The organism is Streptomyces sp. NPDC058576 (genome assembly GCF_042718715.1).
Classification (GTDB): Bacteria; Actinomycetota; Actinomycetes; order Streptomycetales; family Streptomycetaceae; genus Streptomyces.
Genome location: NZ_JBHXPF010000051.1, coordinates 32,489 through 52,542, shown reverse-complemented (window position 1 = coordinate 52,542; position 20,054 = coordinate 32,489). Strand labels below are relative to the sequence as shown.

Annotated in this window: 16 protein-coding genes and 1 pseudogene; 11 read left to right on the top strand and 6 right to left on the bottom strand. The window is 73.1% G+C overall.

The genetic code is table 11. The features are described 5' to 3' along the window. Nucleotides 1-57: 57 nt before the first annotated feature. Together ACFWRV_RS28295 and glyA are read right to left on the bottom strand one after the other, a co-directional pair. A complete protein-coding gene (locus tag ACFWRV_RS28295; RefSeq protein ID WP_384338556.1) occupies nucleotides 58-384 on the bottom strand; it encodes a hypothetical protein in 327 nt (108 codons plus the stop codon). 114 nt (nucleotides 385-498) lie between these two features. Beyond that, on the bottom strand, nucleotides 499-1,809 hold the full coding sequence (gene glyA, locus ACFWRV_RS28290; RefSeq protein WP_384338555.1) for a serine hydroxymethyltransferase: 1,311 nt from the start codon (nucleotides 1,807-1,809) through the stop codon (nucleotides 499-501). Between the two features lie 291 nt (nucleotides 1,810-2,100). Here glyA and ACFWRV_RS28285 point away from each other — a divergent pair, with 291 nt between their 5' ends. After that, nucleotides 2,101-3,873 (top strand): hypothetical protein, encoded by a 1,773-nt coding sequence (locus ACFWRV_RS28285; RefSeq protein WP_384338554.1) that lies wholly within the window; start codon nucleotides 2,101-2,103, stop codon nucleotides 3,871-3,873. Nucleotides 3,874-4,007: 134 nt separating this feature from the next. Here the strand turns inward: ACFWRV_RS28285 and ACFWRV_RS28280 are convergent, their stop codons facing one another. Continuing rightward, nucleotides 4,008-5,165: a Ku protein gene (locus ACFWRV_RS28280; RefSeq protein WP_384338553.1), complete on the bottom strand. Its 1,158-nt coding sequence runs from the start codon at nucleotides 5,163-5,165 to the stop codon at nucleotides 4,008-4,010. 94 nt (nucleotides 5,166-5,259) lie between these two features. Between ACFWRV_RS28280 and ligD the strand changes: the two genes are divergently transcribed. The 10 genes from ligD to ACFWRV_RS28230 all read left to right on the top strand — a co-directional run bounded on the left by ligD (nucleotide 5,260) and on the right by ACFWRV_RS28230 (nucleotide 16,686). Further along, the gene (ligD, locus tag ACFWRV_RS28275) at nucleotides 5,260-6,150 is read left to right on the top strand and encodes a non-homologous end-joining DNA ligase (protein ID WP_384338552.1); all 891 of its coding nucleotides are present in this window, start codon (nucleotides 5,260-5,262) and stop codon (nucleotides 6,148-6,150) included. 297 nt (nucleotides 6,151-6,447) lie between these two features. Further along, nucleotides 6,448-8,724 carry a HEAT repeat domain-containing protein gene (locus tag ACFWRV_RS28270; protein ID WP_384338551.1) on the top strand — a complete coding sequence of 759 codons (2,277 nt, stop codon included), beginning with the start codon at nucleotides 6,448-6,450 and terminating at the stop codon, nucleotides 8,722-8,724. After that, complete coding sequence (locus ACFWRV_RS28265) at nucleotides 8,721-9,038, top strand: zinc-ribbon domain-containing protein (RefSeq protein WP_065491185.1); 318 nt, start codon at nucleotides 8,721-8,723, stop codon at nucleotides 9,036-9,038. Before ACFWRV_RS28270 ends, ACFWRV_RS28265 begins: the two co-directional genes overlap by 4 nt. Before the next feature lie 128 nt (nucleotides 9,039-9,166). After that, nucleotides 9,167-9,919, top strand: coding sequence for a hypothetical protein (locus ACFWRV_RS28260; protein ID WP_384338550.1), 753 nt, complete (start codon nucleotides 9,167-9,169; stop codon nucleotides 9,917-9,919). Beyond that, nucleotides 9,916-11,298: an ATP-binding protein gene (locus ACFWRV_RS28255; protein ID WP_384338549.1), complete on the top strand. Its 1,383-nt coding sequence runs from the start codon at nucleotides 9,916-9,918 to the stop codon at nucleotides 11,296-11,298. Before ACFWRV_RS28260 ends, ACFWRV_RS28255 begins: the two co-directional genes overlap by 4 nt. Before the next feature lie 93 nt (nucleotides 11,299-11,391). Next, nucleotides 11,392-11,892 carry an SH3 domain-containing protein gene (locus ACFWRV_RS28250; protein WP_384338548.1) on the top strand — a complete coding sequence of 167 codons (501 nt, stop codon included), beginning with the start codon at nucleotides 11,392-11,394 and terminating at the stop codon, nucleotides 11,890-11,892. Nucleotides 11,893-12,083: 191 nt separating this feature from the next. Then, entirely contained in the window at nucleotides 12,084-13,463 is a 1,380-nt protein-coding gene (locus ACFWRV_RS28245) for an FtsW/RodA/SpoVE family cell cycle protein (RefSeq protein ID WP_384338547.1), read from the top strand. Then, complete coding sequence (locus tag ACFWRV_RS28240) at nucleotides 13,460-14,917, top strand: peptidoglycan D,D-transpeptidase FtsI family protein (protein ID WP_384338546.1); 1,458 nt, start codon at nucleotides 13,460-13,462, stop codon at nucleotides 14,915-14,917. Before ACFWRV_RS28245 ends, ACFWRV_RS28240 begins: the two co-directional genes overlap by 4 nt. Before the next feature lie 165 nt (nucleotides 14,918-15,082). After that, nucleotides 15,083-16,204, top strand: coding sequence for an amidase family protein (locus ACFWRV_RS28235; protein ID WP_384338545.1), 1,122 nt, complete (start codon nucleotides 15,083-15,085; stop codon nucleotides 16,202-16,204). Beyond that, nucleotides 16,201-16,686 carry a DUF3291 domain-containing protein gene (locus ACFWRV_RS28230; RefSeq protein ID WP_384338544.1) on the top strand — a complete coding sequence of 162 codons (486 nt, stop codon included), beginning with the start codon at nucleotides 16,201-16,203 and terminating at the stop codon, nucleotides 16,684-16,686. The genes ACFWRV_RS28235 and ACFWRV_RS28230 overlap by 4 nt, the downstream gene beginning before the upstream one ends. 72 nt (nucleotides 16,687-16,758) lie before the next feature. Here the strand turns inward: ACFWRV_RS28230 and ACFWRV_RS28225 are convergent, their stop codons facing one another. The 3 genes and pseudogenes from ACFWRV_RS28225 to ACFWRV_RS28215 form a co-directional block, all read right to left on the bottom strand. Beyond that, nucleotides 16,759-17,661, bottom strand: a complete 903-nt coding sequence (locus ACFWRV_RS28225; protein WP_384338543.1) for a hypothetical protein — start codon at nucleotides 17,659-17,661, stop codon at nucleotides 16,759-16,761. A 103-nt stretch (nucleotides 17,662-17,764) separates the two neighbouring features. After that, nucleotides 17,765-18,657, bottom strand: a pseudogene (locus ACFWRV_RS28220) (ADP-ribosylglycohydrolase family protein). Nucleotides 18,658-18,722: 65 nt separating this feature from the next. Beyond that, a complete protein-coding gene (locus ACFWRV_RS28215; protein ID WP_384338542.1) occupies nucleotides 18,723-19,835 on the bottom strand; it encodes a ferritin-like domain-containing protein in 1,113 nt (370 codons plus the stop codon). Nucleotides 19,836-20,054 lie beyond the last annotated feature (219 nt).

Genomic DNA, 20,054 nt, shown 5'->3' with positions numbered 1-20,054 from the left:
GGCACACGGTTGTGTGCCGGCCCCCCTCGGCGCTCTCACCCGTTCACGAGCGGGTGCTCACGGCAGGGTGGGGGGCTCGGCGGCCCGCTCCCCCTCGGTGACGTCGGCGAACGAGAGGTCGAGGGCACACTCCGCCGGGATCTCGGCGGCAGAGGTGGCGCACTTCTCGGGTCCCGCCACGCTCTGCCCGTTCAACTCGGGGCCGTCCGCTTGGCGCTCGCCCGTTTCGATCTTCCCCTCCTGGCCGCCTGCGGGGGCCGGCGCGGTGGCGGGGGCGGCTGGCCGGTCGGCGTCCGTGGCATCCGGCGAGGACGAACAGGCCGCTGCGCCGACCGTGGCGCACAGGACGAGTGCGGCCGAGGCCGCGACGGTACGAAGTCGCATGACAGTCCCCCCTACGCGGATGCCCGGAGATCCGGATCATCAGTCGATCCACGGTGCCACAGAGGGTGGTTGGGAGGGCGGAGAACAGGTGAAGAAGGCGCACAGAGTGGCTCGTCAGAACACGGGCAACCCCGGTGCCGGGTAGGCGTCCATGAGGTCCTTCACCTCTTCCCGCACCTTCGTGATCGCGGTCTCGTCGCCCGTGCGCGCCGCTTCGACGGCCGTGTCGATCCAGGCGGCGACCGTGCCCATCGCGGAGGCGGGGACGCCCCGGGAGGTGAGTGCCGGGGTGCCGATCCGGATGCCGGAGGGGTCGAACGGCTTACGGGGGTCGTAGGGGACGGTGTTGTAGTTGACGACGATGCCGGCCCGGTCGAGGGCCTTGGCCGCGGTCTTGCCGGGGACGTCCTTGTTCGTGAGGTCGATCAGCAGGAGGTGGTTGTCGGTGCCGCCGGAGACCAGGTCGAAGCCGCGGGCGGCCAACTCCTCGCCCAGCGCGCGGGCGTTGGCCACGACCTGGTGGGCGTAGGAGCAGAAGCCGGCGGTGGCGGCTTCGCCGAGGGCGACGGCGATGGCGGCCGTGGTCTGGTTGTGCGGGCCGCCCTGGAGGCCGGGGAAGACCGCGCGGTCGATGGCGCGGGCGTGTTCGGCGGTGGAGAGCAGCATCGCGCCGCGCGGGCCGCGCAGGGTCTTGTGGGTGGTGGTGGAGACGACGTCCGCGTGACCGGCGGGCGAGGGGTGCGCGCCGCCCGCGATCAGGCCGGCGATGTGCGCGATGTCCGCGACCAGGACCGCGCCCGTCTCGCGGGCGATCTCCGCGAAGCCCGCGAAGTCGATCGTGCGGGGGACGGCCGTGCCGCCGCAGAAGATGAGCTTGGGCCGTTCGGCCAGGGCCAGGTCGCGGACCTCGTCCAGGTCGATCCGGCCGGTGTCGCGGCGGACGCCGTACCGGACGCCGCGGAACCAGCGGCCGGTGGCCGAGACGTCCCAGCCGTGCGTGAGGTGACCGCCCATCGGGAGGGACATGCCGAGGACGGTGTCGCCGGGCTGGAGGAAGGCCAGGTACGCGGCGAGGTTGGCCGGGGAGCCGGAGTACGGCTGGACGTTGGCGTGGTCCATCCCGAAGAGGGCCTGGGCGCGGCGGACCGCCAGCGTCTCGACCTGGTCGATGATCTGCTGGCCCTCGTAGTACCGCTTGCCGGGGTAGCCCTCGGAGTACTTGTTCTGGAGCACGGTGCCCGAGGCTTCGAGCACGGCGGCGGAGACATAGTTCTCACTGGGGATCAGGCGCAGGGTGTCGGCCTGGAGCCGCTCCTCCGCGCCGATCAGGACGGCCAGTTCCGGGTCGGACGCGGTGAGGGCCGGATGGCGTGGCGCGGCGGCGGGGGTGGCTGTGCCGGTGGCGGTGATGGTCCGGGCGGTCATGGAAGAAGTCCTTCCGGGTCGGCCGCTGTACGCGGCGTGGACCCGGATGCCCAGGCGGACGGCTCTCCGGAGATGACGCCCCGGGCGCACCCGGGGTGTGCCGCTTCCTCGTGGTCGGTTCCACGGAGCGCCCCTGCCGGGGCACGCGCCAGTCGCGGCGTTCGGCAGTTTAGGGGGTGAGGCGGGGCGGCGGTGGCCCGACGCACGAAGAGGCCGCCGCGAACGTGCGTGATCGGTGACAGAACGGGGCAGATTCCCGGTGACTTTTCGGCTCGGCGGTGGGGGGACCGTATGGAGTCCGGTGATCGGTATGCGGCTGCGGGGCAGGGAGGAGCCGGCGGGGCAGGGTTCGGCGGGGACGTGCCGCCGCCTCCGGACGGGCCGCCCGCGTTCGGGTCGTCCGGGTTCGGGTCGTCCGGGTTCGGGTCGTCCGGGTTCGGGTCGTCCGGGTTGGGGCCACCGCCCTCCCGTCCACCGACCGTCGGGCCGCCGCCGCCCGGTGCTCCGTTACGGGCGGTCGCCGTCGCGTTGCTCAATCTGACCGGGCTCGGGCTCGGTTACGCCCTGTTGGGGCGCTGGGCTCGGGCCGCCGTGTGCTGGGCGGCCGCGGCGGTGCTGCTGTGGGTGGCGTTGCCGGCCGATCCGGACGGGGTGCCCGGGGGCGTGCTCGTCGGGTATCTGCTCGTTCTGGTGCTCGCCGCCGTCGACGGGGGCCGGATCGCCCGGCGTTCGGTGCTGGGCGGGGCGTGGCGGCCCGGTCTGGCGGTGGGGCTGGGCGTGGTGCTGCTGGCCGTGCCGGCGGGCGGGGCGGTGGTGTACGGCTCCGCGCGGGACGAGGCGCGGGAGCAGATGCTGCTGGAGAGGCTGGAGGCCGGGGACGAGCGGGTCGCCACCGCCTCGCAGCAGCCGTTCGGTGCGGCGAAGGGCGAGTACGGGAAGGCCCTCGACGTCTATCGCACGCTCGGCGAGGACCACCCCGACTCGCGGGCCGCGAAGCTCGTCCCGGATCGCCTGAAGGCGTACTACGACGCGGTCTCCGCCCCGTACGCGAGAAAGCGGCACTGCGAGGCCGTCGCGCCGTTGACCCATCTGCGGACGCTGCCGGACTCGGTGGACGGAAAGCTGCTGGGTGACCTGGCCGCCTGGCCCGACGAGCCGCTCGCCGAGTCGCTGTACGCGTGCGGTGTCTCGCGCCTCGGCGGGTCGGGCGGCGGCAGTGGGGACGGCGGCAGCGGTGATGGCAGTACGGAGCTGGGCGAGCTGTTGCGTACGTTCCCCGATTCCGTCTCCGCGCGGCAGGTCGGGCCGGCGATCGGCGAGCGGATCACGACCCAGGTCGCGGCGTTGAAGGGGGCCGAGCCGTGTGCGGCCACCCAGGTGCTGCGCGGCCTCGGCGCCACTGCCTCGCAGCTTCCCTCCGAGGGAGTGAAGGCGCTGAGCGCCGATGCCGACCAAGGCGTCGTGGACGGGGTGTACGCCTGTGGAGTCGACCAGTTCAAGGACGAGAAGTTCGGCGACGCGCGCACCACGCTGACCGACTTCGCGCGGACGTACCAGAGCGACGGGCGGGTGCGGCAGGCGCGGAACATCGCGATAGCCGCGGAGATAGCCGACGACCGGCCGGCCGCGGGCAAGCGGCTGCCGCCGTCGAAGCGGCCCGGCGGGGCCCGGATGGAGCTGGTCATCAGCAATGACGCGCCGAACACGGTCGAGGTGCTCTACACCGGCCCGGTCACCGGCACCGTCAGCCTGAAGGCTTGCGCCGGGTGCGAACGGTACAGCGCCTCAGAAGGGCCGCGACGGGCCTGCAAGGCGAGCGGCAGGAGCTACCCGAAGGCGCGGCTCCAGCTTCCCGCCGGGGAGTACCACTTCCTCTACAAACACGGCACGGGCGCGACCGCCGGCGTGGACAGCTACTCCTCGGGGTCGAAGGTCCAGCCGGGCTACACGTACACCAGCTGCACCTACGTCATCGAGCGGGATCCGTTCGGGCTGGACCTGCCGCTCCTGCCGGATCCGGTCGAGCCGGTGTTCAGCCCTGGGGGCGGGGGTTCTTCCCGATGACGCTGCCGTCCGGTTCGGCGGTGAGGAAGGCGCCGCCGTGGGCGTCGGAGACCTGGTCGCGTAGTTCCGGGGGGCGGATCGCCTCGCCTCCCGGATGCGGATCGTCCTGCCTCCCGGCTCCGCCCGTCCCGCCGTCAGGCCGAGGCGCGTTTGCGGGAGGACGCCGTCTTCTTCGCCGAGGTGCCGCCGCTCGACGACGTCCGCTTCTTCGCAGCGGTCTTCGACGCGGTCTTCTTCGCGGTCGTCCGGCCCCCGCCGCTCCCCCCGCTACCGGCGGACTTCTTCGCCGTCGACGTGGACTTCTTCGCGCCGGTGGACTTGGGCGCGGACTTCTTGGTCGTGGAGCTGCCGGAGCGGGTGACCGTCTTGCCGGTCGGCGTGCGGTGCGTCGTCTTCTTCGTGGTCTGCGCGGACGACTTCCCCGACGTCTTCCCGGCGGACTTTCCGGACGTCTTCTCGATGGGGTGGACGTCGGCGATGTCGCCCTCGTCCTCCGTCCCGGCTCCCCCCTCGCCCCGGGACTTCCTGGCCGCCCGCACGCTGTTCTCCAGGGCCGCGACCAGGTCGATGACCTTGCCGCCGCCGGCGTCCTCGGACTCGGCCGGGCGCGCGCTCTCACCGGAGGCCTTGGCGGCGATGAGTTCCTCCACCGCCTCCCGGTAGTCGTCGCGCAGGCTGTCCATGTCGACCTCGCCGAGCGTGTCCATCAGGGCGTCCGCCAGGTCGAGTTCGGCGTCCCGGACCGTGACGTCGCCGTCCGGGGCGACACCCTCGGGGGCGCGGATCTCGTCCGGCCACAACAGGGCGTGCATGGCGATCACGTCGTCCACCACGCGGAGCATGCCGAGCCGTTCGCGGCCACGCAGGGCGTACTTGGCGACGGCGACCTTGTTGCTGCGCCTGAGGGCCTCGCGGAGCAGGGTGTAGGGCTTGGCGGCCGGGACGCCGTTGGCGGAGAGGTAGTACGCCGCGTCCATCTGGAGCGGGTCGATCTGGTCCGCGGGTACGAAGGCGACGATCTCGATCGTCTTCGCCGTGGGCAGCGGGAGCTGGGCGAGGTCCTCGTCGGTGATCGGGATCATGGTGCCGTCGGCGTCCTCGTAGGCCTTGCCGATGTCACCGCCGGCGACCTCCTCCTCGTCCAGTTCGCAGACCTTGCGGTACCGGATCCGGCCACCGTCGGCGAGGTGGATCTGCCGGAAGTGGATCGAGTGGTTCTCGGTGGCGTTGACCAGCTTGATCGGGATGCTGACCAGCCCGAAGGAGATCGCGCCGTTCCAGATGGACCTCACCGTTCACCCCTGCCGATCGTGATGGACTCTCGACCATGAAGGACTCTTGGGCGCTTAGAAACGCTTTGGCATGATTTCGTGTGACTCTTATCGTATGACGCCGATCACCGAGGTGGAGGGGCGACGGGTCTCGCTCAGCAATCTCGACAAGGTCCTGTATCCGGCCACCGGAACGACCAAGGGCGAGGTGCTGCACTACTACGCGGCCACCGCGGGCGGTGTGATCCTGCCTCATCTGCGCGACCGGCCCGTGTCCTTCCTGCGGTATCCGGACGGGCCGGGCGGCCAGCTCTTCTTCACCAAGAATCCGCCGCCCGGTACGCCCGCCTGGGTGGGGACCACCCCGGTCCCCCGGAGCGAGGACCCGGGCGCCCGGCAGGTGGTCGTGGGCGATCTGGCCTCGCTGATGTGGGCGGCGAACCTGGTGGTGGAGTTCCACACCCCGCAGTGGCGTGACGACGCGCCGGAGATCGCCGACCGGATGGTCTTCGACCTGGACCCCGGCTCCCCCGCGACCGTCGTGCAGTGCTGCGCGGTGGCGCTCTGGCTGCGGGAGCGGCTGGCGGCGGACGGGCTGCTCGCGTACGGGAAGACGTCCGGGTCCAAGGGGCTGCACCTGCTGGTTCCGCTGGAGCCGACCCCGTCCGGCGAGGTGTCCGCGTACGCGAAGCGGCTCGCCGTGGAGGCGGAAGAGGCCCTCCCTGGGCTCGCCCTGCACCGGATGAAGCGCGCTCTGCGGCCGGGCAAGGTGTTCGTCGACTTCAGCCAGAACGCCGCGTCGAAGACGACCGCCACGCCCTACACCCTGCGCGCCAGGCCCGAGCCCACCGTCTCGGCCCCGGTCACCTGGGACGAGATCGCGGGGTGCCGGGAGGCCGGCGCCCTGGTGTTCCGCGCCGAGGACATGGCCGCCCGGCTGGACCGGCTCGGCGACCTCCTCGCGCCGCTGAACGACCCGGAACAGGCACGTCCGCTGCCCGCGTGACACCCCCGGGAGACGTCCTGAGCCCCCCGGAGCCTCCGGGAGACCCGCCGGGACGTTCCCGGAGGCGGCACCGTTCACCGGGATCTCCCACGGACCTCACGGCCGAAACGTCTTGATGGGGTCATGACCTGGTTACGGGCCGAGGAAAGGCCACAAGTGGCGGGTGGATTGTCGGACCGGTGGTGCACACTCTGCGCAGGCGCTTTCTACGGGGCGCGCCGGGAGGGGTGTGACGGACAGGGCGCGGCACGGGGCGCTCCGGTCCGGGCGCTGTCGTGGTCGTGGGGAGGGGATGGCGTGTTCTCGGGGATCGACGAGGTCGACTGGGCCTCGATGGAGCATGCCTACGGGCCTGCCGACGATGTGCCGGAGCTGCTGCGGGGGCTGGCGTCCGACGATCCGGCGGAGCGGGAGGCCGCGCTCGACGGCATGTACGGCGCGGTGCACCACCAGGGCGATGTGTACGCGTGCACGCTCGCGTGCATCCCGTTCCTGTTCGAGCTGATCGTGGCCCCGGGGGTGCAGGACCGGGGCAGTGTCGTCGAACTGCTCACCAGCATCGGCGGCTTCGACCTCGACGAGGACGACGAGGCGGAGATCGACGAGGACGAGATCGAGGGCGCCGCGAACTACGCGATGGCGGCGGCGGCGGTCACCGCGGGCGCGGGGGTGTTCTTCGAGCTGATCGCCGACGAGGACCCCGGGGTGCGGCTCGCGGCCCCGCTGGCGCTCGCCACGCTGCACCGGCACCCCGTGCGGGTGCTCGCGCTGCTGCGGGAGCGGCTTCCGGTGGAGCCCGACGAGGAGGTACGGCTCGCCCTCGTGGAGGCGGCCGGGCGGGTCGCGCTGCGGCACCGGCCGCTGGCGGGACGGGTCGCGGAGTGGCTGGGCCGGCTGGCGTCCCGGGCGCACTCCCCGAGGCTGCGGCTCGCGGCCCTGGCCCAGCTGGCGCGCTGTTCGCCCGACGGGCTGCCCGACGACGTGGTGCCGGTGGTCTCGGGGCTGCTGCGCGAGATGCGTACGGCGCCGGAGGAGTGCGCCGCCCCGGAAGGCGACGCCGCACGGGAAGGAGCCGATCCGGGCCCCGGCCGGACCCCCGACGCGGAGTCGTTCGAAGCGGAGGCGTTCGAAGCGGAGGCGTTCGAAGCGGAGGCGGTGGACGCGCAACCGGTCGACTCGGAGCCGGTGGACGCCGAGCCCGTCGACGCGGAGCACGTGACCGCGGCGGAGACCTGTCGGGGCGAGCACGTCGCGACGCCGACGCTCGTGGGGCAGCTGCGGTCGCTCTCCGCCCAGGAGAACGCCGGACGCGGCGCTCCCTGGGCCGCTGATCTGCTGCGCACCCTGCACGTCGGCCTGGACGACCGGGTCGGCGACCGCACAGCGCTGCTCGCCGACCAGTTGCGCAGCCCCGACCGTCGGCAGCGCATCGACGCTGTACGGATGAGCGGCGGGCTGATACGGGCCTGGCGCGGCCCGTACGAGGAGTTGGTGGCGCTCGTCGGCGAGCAGCTCTCCGACCCCGAGCCCCGGCTGGCCGAGGCCGCGTCCCATGTGCTGGAGGAGCTGTTCGGCCTCGCCGCGCCCGCCGCGGACGCCCTGGCCGCCCGGCTGGCCGCCGACCCCGGGAGCTGGGTGAAGACCTGGGCCAGCGGTCCGCCCGGGCTCGGCTCGACCGTGAAGGCCCTGGCGCGGCTCGGCGACGCCCGTGCGGTGCCCGCGCTCGCGGCGGCCCTGGAGCTGCCGCAGGTGGCGCACGACGTGGGGTTCGCGGTGGGCCACCTGGGGGCGGTGGCCCGGCCGCTCGCCGGGGCGCTGCGGCGCAGGCTCGCGGAAGTGGTTCTGGACGAGGGCGCCTACGACCGGGCGAGCCCGCTGCTGGCCGGGCTGACCGGGCTGCGCGCGGGCGAGGCCGCCCCCGAGGTGCTGCGGGTGCTGCGCGGGGCGCCGGAGTACCGGGGCGAGTGGCTGCGTACGGCGGCGCTGCGGGCGCTGGGGTCGTTCGGGCCCGCCGCGCGGGAGGCCGTCCCGGAGCTGCGGGCGCTGATCCGCCGCCCGGGGACGGCCTCCGCGACGGAGGCGGCCGAGGCGCTGTGGGCGGTCTCCGGGGACGCGGAGGCGGTGTTGCCGGTGCTGATCGAGGGCCTCCAGTCGGACCAGGTGCACGACCGGCGGGCGGCGGCGGTGGCGCTGGGGGCCCTGGGGCCGCGTGCCGCGGTGGTCGCGCCAAGGCTGCGCGGGCTGCTGGCACACGAGGAGCTGTGGCTGCGGGTGGATGCGGCGATCGCGCTGTGGGAGGTGTCCGGCCGGTCGCGGGAGACCACCGACGCTCTGCTCACCGCCTGGGAGCAGAGCCGCCATGTCCGGGTCCGGGTGGCAGAATGCCTGGCACGGATGGGGCCGGTCCCGGAGGGGTCGGCCGCGGCACACGTCCTGCGGAGCGAACTCGCCTCCGTACGCCGTCACAACGCGATGGACGGCGGGTACGGCAGTCATGACATCCACGAGGACGAAAAGCTCCTGGCGCTGTGCCGACAGGCACTCCGGGGGACGGGGAAAGGGACCACGACATGATCATTTTCGGTACCAAGGGCTACCTCTACCAGCTGGCCGTCCTGACGATGGTGTGCGGCTGGTGCGGCAATCCGGCGGCGCACACCCTGCGCAAGCGGGTCACGAAGTTCACGCTGTTCTTCGTGCCGCTGTTCCCGTTCTCGACGAAGTACGCCACGCAGTGCACGTTCTGCGGCGGGGAGCGGCAGATACCCAAGGAGGAGGCGGACCAGCTGCTCGCCCAGGCCGCGGCCGGGCAGGACGGCAACGCCTACGGTCAGGCCCCGCAGCAGCCCGGCGTCACGCCGCCCGGGCAGAACCCGTACCAGCGCTGACCCGTACCGGCGCTGACCCTGCGGCGAACGTAGAGCCACGCACCGTTACACGATGGTGCGAACCGGGCATTGCGCGCGGACGTCCGATTAGGGTGTGAGATCGCTGTCGTCGGAAGAGGAGGCGAGCCGTGCGCCCGCACCGCGCCCCGGCGGCGACCCGCACCGCCGTGTCCGCCGTCGCCGCGCTCGCCCTGCTGTCCGGCTGCGGCGCGGCCGGCGGGCTGAAGAGCGCGGGGGACGCGCCGTCGGCCGTCGAGCCCAAGAGCCTCTGGCCGGATCTGCCGCCGGCCTCCGCCGCCCCGTACGACTACGGCGAGGGCGAGACCGCCCGCATCCCGGGGATCCGGGTGACCGGCGGTGATGTGCGGCGGCTGGACCCGGTGGCCGTGGCTCAGGCCGGTCTGAAGGCGAAGACGGACCGGGACAGCGGCCTGGACGAGCTGCCGGACGGCACGGTCCGGCAGATCCAGGCGTGCCGGACCGCCCCGGACGACTGCCCGGTCCTCCCGCCGTACTACCGCGATCTGACCGGCGACGGCAGAGACGAGCTGGTGCTCGGCATCCGGATGCCCGACCGGCAGCTCGCCGTGCGCGTCTACATGCCGGACGGGGGCGGGCTGACCCGGATCATGTCCACCTACGACGCCGTGATCAGCGTGGAGCTGGCGGGCCGGGACCTGATCATGCGGGCGCCCTCGGTGATCCCGGGGTACGAGTACCGCACCGCGTGGTCCTGGGACGAGCGGCAGCGCGCGATGCTGGCCACCCGTGACGAGATCCTGCGGACGCCCGAGCACCGGAAGGCGCCGGGGGCGACGCGCCCGCCGACGCCCTCCGCCTCCTCCCGTACGCCTTCGGAATCCACCGCGGGGGCGCGATGAGACGTCGGCGCCGGTTCCGCTCGCCCTCCTGGACGGCGAGCCTGACCTGGAAGTCGGCGGTCCTCCTGACCGCCATGTGCTGCACCCTGGCCGCCCTCCTCGGCCTCCTGGTGCACACCGCGGTCACCCGGCAGACGGTCGAGCACGCCCGCGAGAAGGCGCTGAGCCGGCTGGAGGTCGTCACCGACGCGTACGAGGCCGGGGAGCCGCTGCCCCGGGGCTCCGGCATCGACCCGCCGGGCCTGCCCGCCTCGCTGCGCGCCCTGGCCGCCGACGGCGAGCGGGGCACCCTCGTCGCGGACGGACCGCACCCGCCGGGCGACCCGGACGGGCAGGGCGGCCCCGCCATGTGGGCGGCGGGCCCGGCGGACGGGCGGGCGCTGGCCACCTGGACGGACTACAGCCACAGCGCCCGCACCATCGGCGGGCTGGACCGGGCGATCATCGGCTCCTCGCTGCTGGCCATCGCCGCCACCCTGCTCGTCGGGCTGTTCGCCGTCGGCCGGGTGACCCGCAGGCTCCACCAGAGCGCCCGGGTGGCCCGCCGGATCAGCGCGGGCGACCTCGACGCCCGGGTGGCGGACCCACGGACCGCGCGTCCGGTCCGCGCCCAGGACGAGGTGGCGATCGTGGCGGGCGCGCTCGACACGATGGCCTCGACCCTCCAGCGCAAGCTCCAGACCGAGCAGCGGTTCACCGCCGACGTGGCGCACGAGCTGCGCACCCCGCTGACCGGTCTGTCGGCCGCCGCCGAACTGCTGCCGCCGGGCCGCCCGGCGGAGCTGGTGCGCGACCGGGTGAAGGCAATGCGGGCGCTGACGGAGGACCTGCTGGAGATCTCCCGCCTCGACGCCCGTACCGAGCAGGTCGACCTCGCCGTGCACGACCTCGCGCCGGTGGCGGAGCGGGTCGTGCGGGCGTCGGGCACCGACACCGAGGTACGGGTGAGCGGCGCGGCGCGGGTGGAGACCGACCGGCGGCGCCTGGAGCGGGTGATCGGCAACCTGGTGGCCAACGCCCATCGGCACGGGGGTCCTCCGGTGGTGCTGAGCGTGGACGGCCCGGTGGTCTCCGTGACGGACCACGGCCCCGGGTTTCCGGCGTATCTGCTGGACGGCGGGCCGCAGCGGTTCCGCACGGACGGCGCGGGCAAGGGGCACGGTCTCGGGCTGACCATCGCCCTCGGCCAGGCCCAGGTCATCGGCGCCCGGCTGGACTTCGACAATCCGCCGGACGGCGGCGCGCTCGCCCGGTTGACCCTGCCGGAGTACGTGAGGCTCGGTGACGGCGACGGTGACGGGAATCCCGGTGGTGACGGGGGTCCGGAGGGCCCGGACGACCCGGACGGCTCAACGAGGAGCGCCCCTCACGCATCGTGACGCGTTGCAGACCGTGAGTGGCGAATTTAGCGTGACGATCACGAGCCCAGCTCGTGTCCCCCACGGTCCCTTTCCTCATCGCATGGAGGCAGCATGTCCCCCCTGTCCCGCTCCTCGCGGCTCCGCCGGCTCGGTCTCTGCGTCGCCACCGGCACGCTCGCGGCGCTCACGGCCGCCGCTCCCGCCGCGCTGGCGGCCGACCCCCAGCCCGTCGGCCAGCGTACGGAGGCCACCGCTCCGGACCCGATGTCCGACGAGCTCTCCGCCTCGGCGCTGCAGCGCGAGCACGAGGCGCAGCAGAAGGAGGCCCGCCAGGAGGCGCAGGCCCAGGGCCAGGCGCGGCCCCAGGCGGCCAAGCGGACCTACAAGGGACGGGTCATCGCCAAGCCGTACCTGCTGCTCCGTGACAAGCCGACCCGCAGCAGCCGCGTCGTCGGCTCGGTCAAGTACGGCTCGTACGTCAACATCTTCTGCAAGACGCAGGGCGACAAGGTAGACGGCAACAACCGCTGGTACCTGCTGACCGACGGCACCTGGGCCTGGGGCTCGGCCCGCTACATCGAGAACATCGGCTCCGCGCCGAAGTGGTGCTGACCTCGCGTCACCCGTACCCCGCCCATCCGCCCGCCCGCGAAGCCCGGCCGTGTCGCCGCGCGCTTCGCGGGCGGGCGCGTGCGCGGAGGGGGCTCCGACGTGGGCGGGGACCCGGCGCGAGACGGGGGCCTGACATGAGCAAAGGTGTGACATAAGGGAAATACCGTCCACCTCTTGCTACGTTGCGGGGCATGACCGCAACGACGGCGGACGCTCCCCCGCCCGAGCTCCGCCTGCCCAAGCGGCGCGGGGTGGAGCTCGCCCTCCTCGTCGGGGCCGTCCTGATCTCTGTCTTCGGCTATGCGGCGGTCGGCCTCGCCCACGACAGCGCCGTGCCCCCCGATGTCGCCGGGTACGGCGCCGGGCTCGGGGCGCTCGCGCTGCTCGCCCATGTGGCGGTCCGCTTCCGGGCCCCGTACGCCGATCCGCTGCTGCTGCCGATCGCCGTCCTGCTCAACGGTCTTGGCCTGGTGCTGATCTACCGGCTCGATCTGGAGACCCCCAGGGACCAGGCCGCACCCACCCAGCTCGTCTGGTCGACGCTCGGCGTCGCGCTGTTCACCGCCGTGGTGGTGCTGCTGCGGGACCACCGGGTGCTCCAGCGGTACGCGTATCTCTCGGTGGCCGCGGCGCTCGTGCTCATGACCGTGCCGATCTTCTTCCCGGCGGTGAACGGGGCGAAGATCTGGATCCGGATCGGCGGACTCTCCTTCCAGCCCGGGGAGTTCGCCAAGATCCTGCTCGCCGTGTTCTTCGCCGCCTATCTGGCCGGCAACCGCAACGCGCTCGCGTACACCGGCCGCACGGCGTGGAAGCTGCAACTGCCCTCCGGCCGGGTGCTCGGGCCGATCGTGGCGATCTGGCTGCTGAGCGTCGGGGTGCTGGTACTGGAGCGTGACCTCGGCACCTCGCTGCTGTTCTTCGGGCTCTTCGTGATCATGCTGTACGTGGCGACGGGCCGGACCGGCTGGATCGCGGTCGGCCTGCTCCTGGCCGCCGTCGGGGCCTTCGTCGTGGGCTCCTTCGAACCGCACGTCCACAGCCGGGTGCAGGACTGGCTGGACCCGTTCGCCTCGATCGACGCGGGGCAGGGCCCGGGCCAGCTCGCCCAGTCGCTGTTCGCGTTCGCCGCGGGCGGGATGCTGGGTACCGGGCTCGGCGCCGGCCAGTCCATCCTCATCGGCTTCGCCGCCAAGTCCGACTTCATCCTGGCGACCGCGGGCGAGGAGCTGGGACTGAGCGGGCTGACCGCGATCTTCCTGCTCTACGCGCTGCTCGTGGCGCGCGGCTACCGGGCCGGGCTCGCCCTGCGCGACCCGTTCGGGCAGCTGCTCGCCATCGGTCTCGCCTCGATCCTGGCGCTCCAGGTGTTCGTGATCGCGGGCGGGGTCATGGGGCTGATCCCCCTGACCGGGATGGCGATGCCGTTCCTGGCGCAGGGCGGCTCGTCCGTCGTCACCAACTGGATCATCGTGGCGCTGCTGATCCGGGTCAGCGACGTCGCGCGCAGACCTCACCCGGAGCAGGTGGAGACCGGGGTCATCGCGGCGGCCGGGGAGGAGGACCGGTGATCCGCTACATCCGGCGGGCCGCCGCCTTCTGTCTGCTGCTGCTCGTGGCGCTGCTGGTCAACGCGGCCCGCGTCCAGCTCTTCGAGGCCGACGAGCTGGACGACAACCCGGCCAACCGCCGCAGCTCCATCGCCCGTTACGACCAGCCGCGCGGCAACATCCTGGTCGGCGACCGGCCCGTGACCGGCAACAAGGAGACCGGCGAGCAGCTCAGCTTCGAGCGCACCTATCTGCACGGCCCGCTGTACGCGCCGGTGACCGGATACGCCTCGCAGACGTACGGCACCACGCTGATCGAGAACGCCGAGGACGCCGTGCTGTCCGGTACGGACTCGCTGCTGGCGCCGGTGCCCTTCTGGAACGAGTTCACGCGGGGGCGGCAGCCGGGCGGCGATGTCGTCACCACGATCAAGGCGTCGATGCAGCAGGCCGCCTACGAGGGGCTGCGCGGGCGGCGGGGCGCGGTGGCGGCCCTGGATCCGTCGACGGGCGCGATCCTGGCCCTGGTCTCCACCCCGTCGTACGACCCCGAGCGGCTGTCCGGGACCGGCTCCGCGGTGACCGACGCGTGGACCCGGCTGAACGCGGCCAAGAGCCTGCCGATGCTCAACCGGGCCATCCGGCAGACCTATCCGCCGGGCTCCACCTTCAAGATCGTGACGGCGGCCGCGGCCCTGGACGCCCGCGAGGTGACGGACGCCGACGCGGCCACGGACACCCCGTCGCCCTACGTCCTGCCGGGGACGCGGACGACGCTGCCGAACGAGGCGAGGGGCTGCGAGGAGGCGTCTCTGGCGGACGCGATCCGGGTCTCCTGCAACACCGTGATGGCCCATCTCGGGGTGGAGGTCGGCCTGGACGGGATGGTGGAGACGGCGGAGAAGTTCGGCTTCAACGACACCGGGCTGCGCATCCCGTCCGGGGTGGCGCGGAGCAACTTCGACACGGACATGAGCGAGGACCAGCTGGCCCTGTCCTCGATCGGGCAGTTCAACACGACGGCGACCCCGCTCCAGATGGCGATGGTCGCCTCGGCGGTGGCCAACGGCGGGGATCTGCGCCGTCCGCATCTGGTGGACCGGGTGACCACGAACGACGGGGACACCGTCCGGCAGCAGGGGTCGGAGTCGTACGAGCGGCCGATGAACCCGGCGACGGCCGTGCAACTCCAGCGGATGATGGTCGAGGTGGTGGAGAACGGCACCGGGTCGAACGCGGCGATCGACGGGGTGACGGTCGGCGGCAAGACGGGCACCGCCCAGCACGGCGTCGACAACTCCGGTCTGCCGTACGCCTGGTTCATCTCCTGGGCCCAGGCCCCCGACTCCGGCCGTCCCGCCGTCGCGGTGGCGGTGGTGGTGGAGGACGCCGCCGCCGACCGGGCCGACATCAGCGGAGGCGGCAGCGCGGCCCCGATCGCCCGGGCCGTGATGGAGGAGGCGTTGGAGGAGTGACCCGCCCGGCGTCGGGCGGTGCGGGCAGACTGGGGCCATGACGCGTACGACCTCCGCCGTGGCCAGGGCCTGTGTGACCCTTCGCGTCGTCGTCCGCAGGGCGGCCGCGCGGCGTCAGGTGCGTGCTCTCGGCGTGCCGGCCCCGGGCCGTCGTACCGGACGTACGTGGCTCTGGGGTCGCTGCGGCGAGAGTGCGTGCACGGCGTGGTGAGGCGGACGGGAAGGGTCGGCCAGGCCCTGCGGCGGATCGAGGAGCTGGACCCGGCACTGCACGCGTTCGTCGAGGTCTGGCCGGGCGAGTCGCTCGCCCGGGAGCGGGAGGCCGTGGCGCGGCGACTCCCGCTGGGCGGGCTGCCGTTCGCGGTGAAGGGCCCCTCCGGCATCCGGTCGTACGCGGCTCGCCGGCTGATCGCGGCGGGCGGGGTCCCGGTCGGCGCGACGTCGGTGCCCGGGCCCGGCACCTACTGGCAGACCTGGGGGCAGGGGGCGCACGGCCGTACGGTCAACCCGTGGCGGGCGGACCGTACGCCGGGCGGATCGTCGGCCGGGGCGGCGGTCGCGGTGGCGGCGGGGATGGTGGAGCTGGCGACGGGCAGCGACGGGGCCGGGTCCGTGCGCATCCCGGCCGCCTGGTGCGGGGTGTTCGGGCTGAAGACGACGAGGGGGCTGCTGCCCTCCCCCGACCGGTCCGGGCTGGCCTCCGCCGGTGTGCTGGCGCGGTCGGCGGCCGGGGCGGAGCGGTATCTCCGCCATGTCCTGGACGGGTACGAGCCGCCCGCCGCCCCTGCCCTTCCGCTGCCCGCCGTCTACAGCGAGGACCTCGGCTTCGCCGACGTCGACCCGGAGGTTGCGGGCATCGTCCGGGCGGCCGTGGACCGGCTCGTCGCGGCGGGAACCGTACGCCTGCTGGACGCCGACTGCGCTCTGCTCGACCCGGTGCGGGCCTGGCAGGCGGTACGGGGCGGGACGCCCGGGGACCCGGAGGCAGTGGCGGTCCGGCGGGCGAACGACGGCCGGCTCGATGACCTCTTCGCCGCCGCGCCCCTGTTGCTGAGCCCGGTCACGCCGAACCGGCCGCACGGCCACGAGGGTCCGGGCGACCTCTACTCCACCGCCCTGACCTGGGCGTTCAACCTCAGCGGCCATCCGGCGGCCAGCCTGCCCGCCGGATTCACCGGAGACGGCTGTCCGGTGGGGCTCCACCTGGTGGCGCGGCGCGGGGCGGACGTCTCGCTGCTCGGAATGGCCCGCGCGGTGGAGAACACCCTGCCTACCGTGCGGTCATGACCTTCATGGAGACGAAAAACGGCAGCGGGAACCACGAGTTGGCCCAGGTGAACATCTCCCGGCTCAGCTTCCCGCTGGATTCACCGCAGTTGAAGGACTTCGTCGACGGGCTGGACCCGGTGAACGCGGTCGCCGACCGGGCCGAGGGGTTCGTCTGGCGGCTGCGCTCGGACTCCGGGAACGCCACGGACGTCCCGGTCTTCGGGGACGACTGGATGATCATCAACATGTCCGTGTGGCGGGACGCGGAAGCGCTCACCGCCTTCATGTACGCCGGGCGGCACCGGGAGCTGATGCGCCGGCGCCGCGAGTGGTTCGAGCAGATCCGGGAGGCGATGACCGCCCTGTGGTGGGTGCCCGCGGGGGAACGCCCGACGGTCGCGGACGCCGAGGAGCGCCTGCTCCACTTGCGCGAACACGGCCCGACCGAGCGGGCGTTCACCCTGCGCACCCGTTTTCCGGCGCCGGCCGGGGTGCTCTGATCCACGCCGGGCGGACGGCCTGGGCCGGTGACGGGCCCGGCCCCGGCCCGGTCGCACCCGGACCGCGACGGGTCAGCCGGCCGGCCGCCGGATCTCCTCGCGGATCTCCTCGCGGATCTCGGCGGTCTCGGCCGCCGCCGCCTCCAGGTCGATCGCCGTGGCGTCCTCGACGGCCGTCTCGGGACGGATGATCCCCACGGACGCCCCCGTGTTGTCGTCGCCCCAGGCGCACATCGGGATGTTCGCCCTGACGCCGTTCTGGTTCGACTGGAGCACCTGGCACTTCAGCGTGATGTCGTGACCGGCGGGGGTGAACTCCTTCGGGGGGACGGCGACGGTCGCGCCCTGCCCTTCGGCCCCGCCCTCCATCATCTTGCCGCTCATCGCCTCCGGCTCGGTGAACCGCCCGTACATCCCGGAGATCACCAGGGCTCCGCCCTCGGCCGAGCCGTACTGGCCGACGACGGCCTTCGCGTCCCGGACGGAGGGGTCGTACATGTCCTCGATCTTCTTGCCCTCGGACGACGACAGGTCCTGGGCCAGGGTGAACTCGCCGTCCAGCACCTTCTGCCGCAGGACGAGCTGGTACTCGGCCTCCGGGAACGCCGCGTCGGCGGTCCTCCCGACCAGCTGGGAGACCCCGTAGGTGATGCCGCCCGCCGCCAGGACCGCGCCGGCCACGATCCCCACGATCAGCACGGGCCGCTTCCTGCGCGGCGGCTGCGGTCCGTGGGGCGGCCAGCCGGGAGCGCCCCCACCGGGTATGCCGGGCTGCTGCCCCCAGCCGGGTTGCCCCCAACCGCCGCCCTGCTGGGGCGGGGCAGGAGGCTGCTGCGGGTAGCCGTAGGGCTGTTGCGGCTGTCCGTAGGGCTGTTGCGGCGGTGCCCCCGGAGCGGCGGCGGGCGGGCCGTAGGGGCTCTGCGGGGGCGTGGGCGGCGGCGGCGGCCCGTACGGGCCCTGCGGCGGGGTGGTCATGCGCTCACGGTACGACACGTGCGCGAACGGAATTTCGACGCGGCCGGTATGGGTACCGGGCCGCGACGGACCGCCCTCTTCCGGGCCGGACGCCCCGCGCACCTCACCCCAACGGCTCGCGCCTGCACAGCCATTCCTCCGGCGCCCCCGCCACCCCGGTCGCCGCCCCGACCACTCCCCCGTGATGGCGCACGTGGTGTCGACGTCGCCGAGGCCCTCCGCGGTCGCCCAGAGCGCCGCTTCCAGGTCGTCCCGGTGGCGGGCCGCGGTCCACAGCGCGAAGGGCACGGTGTCGTCGGCCCGGATGCGCTGCCCGTTGCCGAGGAGGTCCGCGGCCTTCCACGGTTGCGTGGTGAACGGCGTCCGGGCCGCGCGTCGCACACCGTCGCGCAACGGCCCTTCGGGCGTCCGGCCGGCGACCGCGTCCAGCGTCAGTTCGCCGCGGGCGGAGAGCGCCGCCGCCACCGCGACGGCCACCGCGCCCGCGACACCGTCCGGGTGGGCGTGGGTGACGGCGGCGGAGAGCGCGGCCTGCTCCACGACCCGGTCCAGGTCCTCGTGGAAGCGGGCGCCGAGCGGGGCGACCCGCATGGCCGCGCCGTTGCCGAGGCTGCCGCCGTCGAAGAGTTCGGGGGCCAGGGTGCGCCAGTCGGCCGGGGACACGAGCAGGTGGGGCAGCAGGAGATGCATGCCGTGGCCGTATCCGCGGGCCTGGTCGGCGTCGAAGGCCAGCGCGTAGCAGAGGGCCAGGTGGTCCTGGTCGACGTGGCCGCGCTCGTCCAGGCAGCGGTTCAGGGCGAGCGCGAGGGCCGTGTCGTCGGTCCAGTGCCAGCGAGGCTCCGGCGGGGTGCGGCGGGCCCGGATCTCTCTCACGGCCTGGCGGGGCTCACGGAAGAGGGGGAACCAGCGCTCCCCGAACGCGTCGCCGAGCGCGAGGGCTTCGAGACTGCGACGGGCGGCCGCGTGACCGGCGGCGGTTGCGGGCGGGTGCGTCATCATGCCTGCATCGTGGCTGCCGTGGCCCGGTCCCGTATATCCATTATCGGTCCGCCCTCGGCCGCTCAGGCGGCGTCGGACGCGCCCTCCTCGACCGCCTCCGCGACCTCCGCCACCCGGGCCTCCTCCTCCGCGGCGAAGCGTTCGCGGTCCAGTTCCTCGGCTATCTCCTCGTCCTGCGACATCAGCAGGTCGAGGTTGGAGTCGCCGAGTTCGAGGACGCCCATGTCGACGTACGCCTTCTGGAGCCGCGGGCCCCACAGGCCGATGTCCTTGACGCACGGGACGATCCGGCTGAACAGAAGCTTGCGGAAGAGCTGGAGGAACTCGGAGTGCTCCGAGAGGTCCTTCGCCTCCTGCTTGCCGATGCCGAAGTTCTCCAGGACCTCGACGCCGCTGAGCCGGTCGCGCATCAGGTAGCAGCCCTCGATGACGAACTCCTCGCGCTCGCGCAGTTCGGCGTCGCTGAGCTGCTGGTAGTAGTCGCGCAGCGCCATCCGCCCGAAGGCGACGTGCCGGGCCTCGTCCTGCATCACGTACGCGAGGATCTGCTTGGGCAGGGGCTTGGTCGTGGTGTCGCGGATCATTCCGAAGGCGGCCAGCGCCAGACCTTCTATCAGGACCTGCATGCCGAGGTAGGGCATGTCCCAGCGGGAGTCGCGCAGGGTGTCGCCCAGCAGCCCCTGGAGGTTGTCGTTGACCGGGTAGAGCATGCCGATCTTCTCGTGCAGGAAGCGGCCGTAGATCTCGGCATGCCGGGCCTCGTCCATGGCCTGGGTGGCGGAGTAGAACTTGGCGTCCAGGTCGGGGACGGACTCGACGATGCGCGCCGCGCACACCATCGCACCCTGCTCGCCGTGCAGGAACTGGCTGAACTGCCAGGAGGTGTAGTGCTTGCGCAGCTCGCCCCGGTCCTTCTCCGTCATCTTCGCCCAGTGCGGGGTGCCGTACAGGGTGAGCGCCTCGTCGGGGGTGCCGAGCGGGTCGGTGGGGTCGACCTCCAGGGACCAGTCGATGCGCTTGTTGCCGTCCCACTGCTTGTCCTTGCCCTTCTGGTAGAGGGCGAGAAGGCGTTCGCGGCCGTCGTCGTAGTCCCAGCTGAACCGGGCGGCTCCGGTGGCGGGGACCTGCCAGATCCGTTCGGCCGGCGGGGTGGTGTAGAGGTCATGGGTGGACACGGACGGCTCCTTCGCCTCGACTGGCTCGACGTGATCGACAAGTTCCGTGACTCAGCGGGCAGTTGAGCGCGTACGCCAGCCGCCTCCCCGGCAGGTTCACACGTTGGTAGACATCGGGTCAACAAGTCGCACGGAGTCGCGCGCAAGGGATTGACTGCCTTGCTGACAGGCAGTCTCATAAGGAGCGACCGTCGGTAACTTCCGTGCCCGGCAATCCCT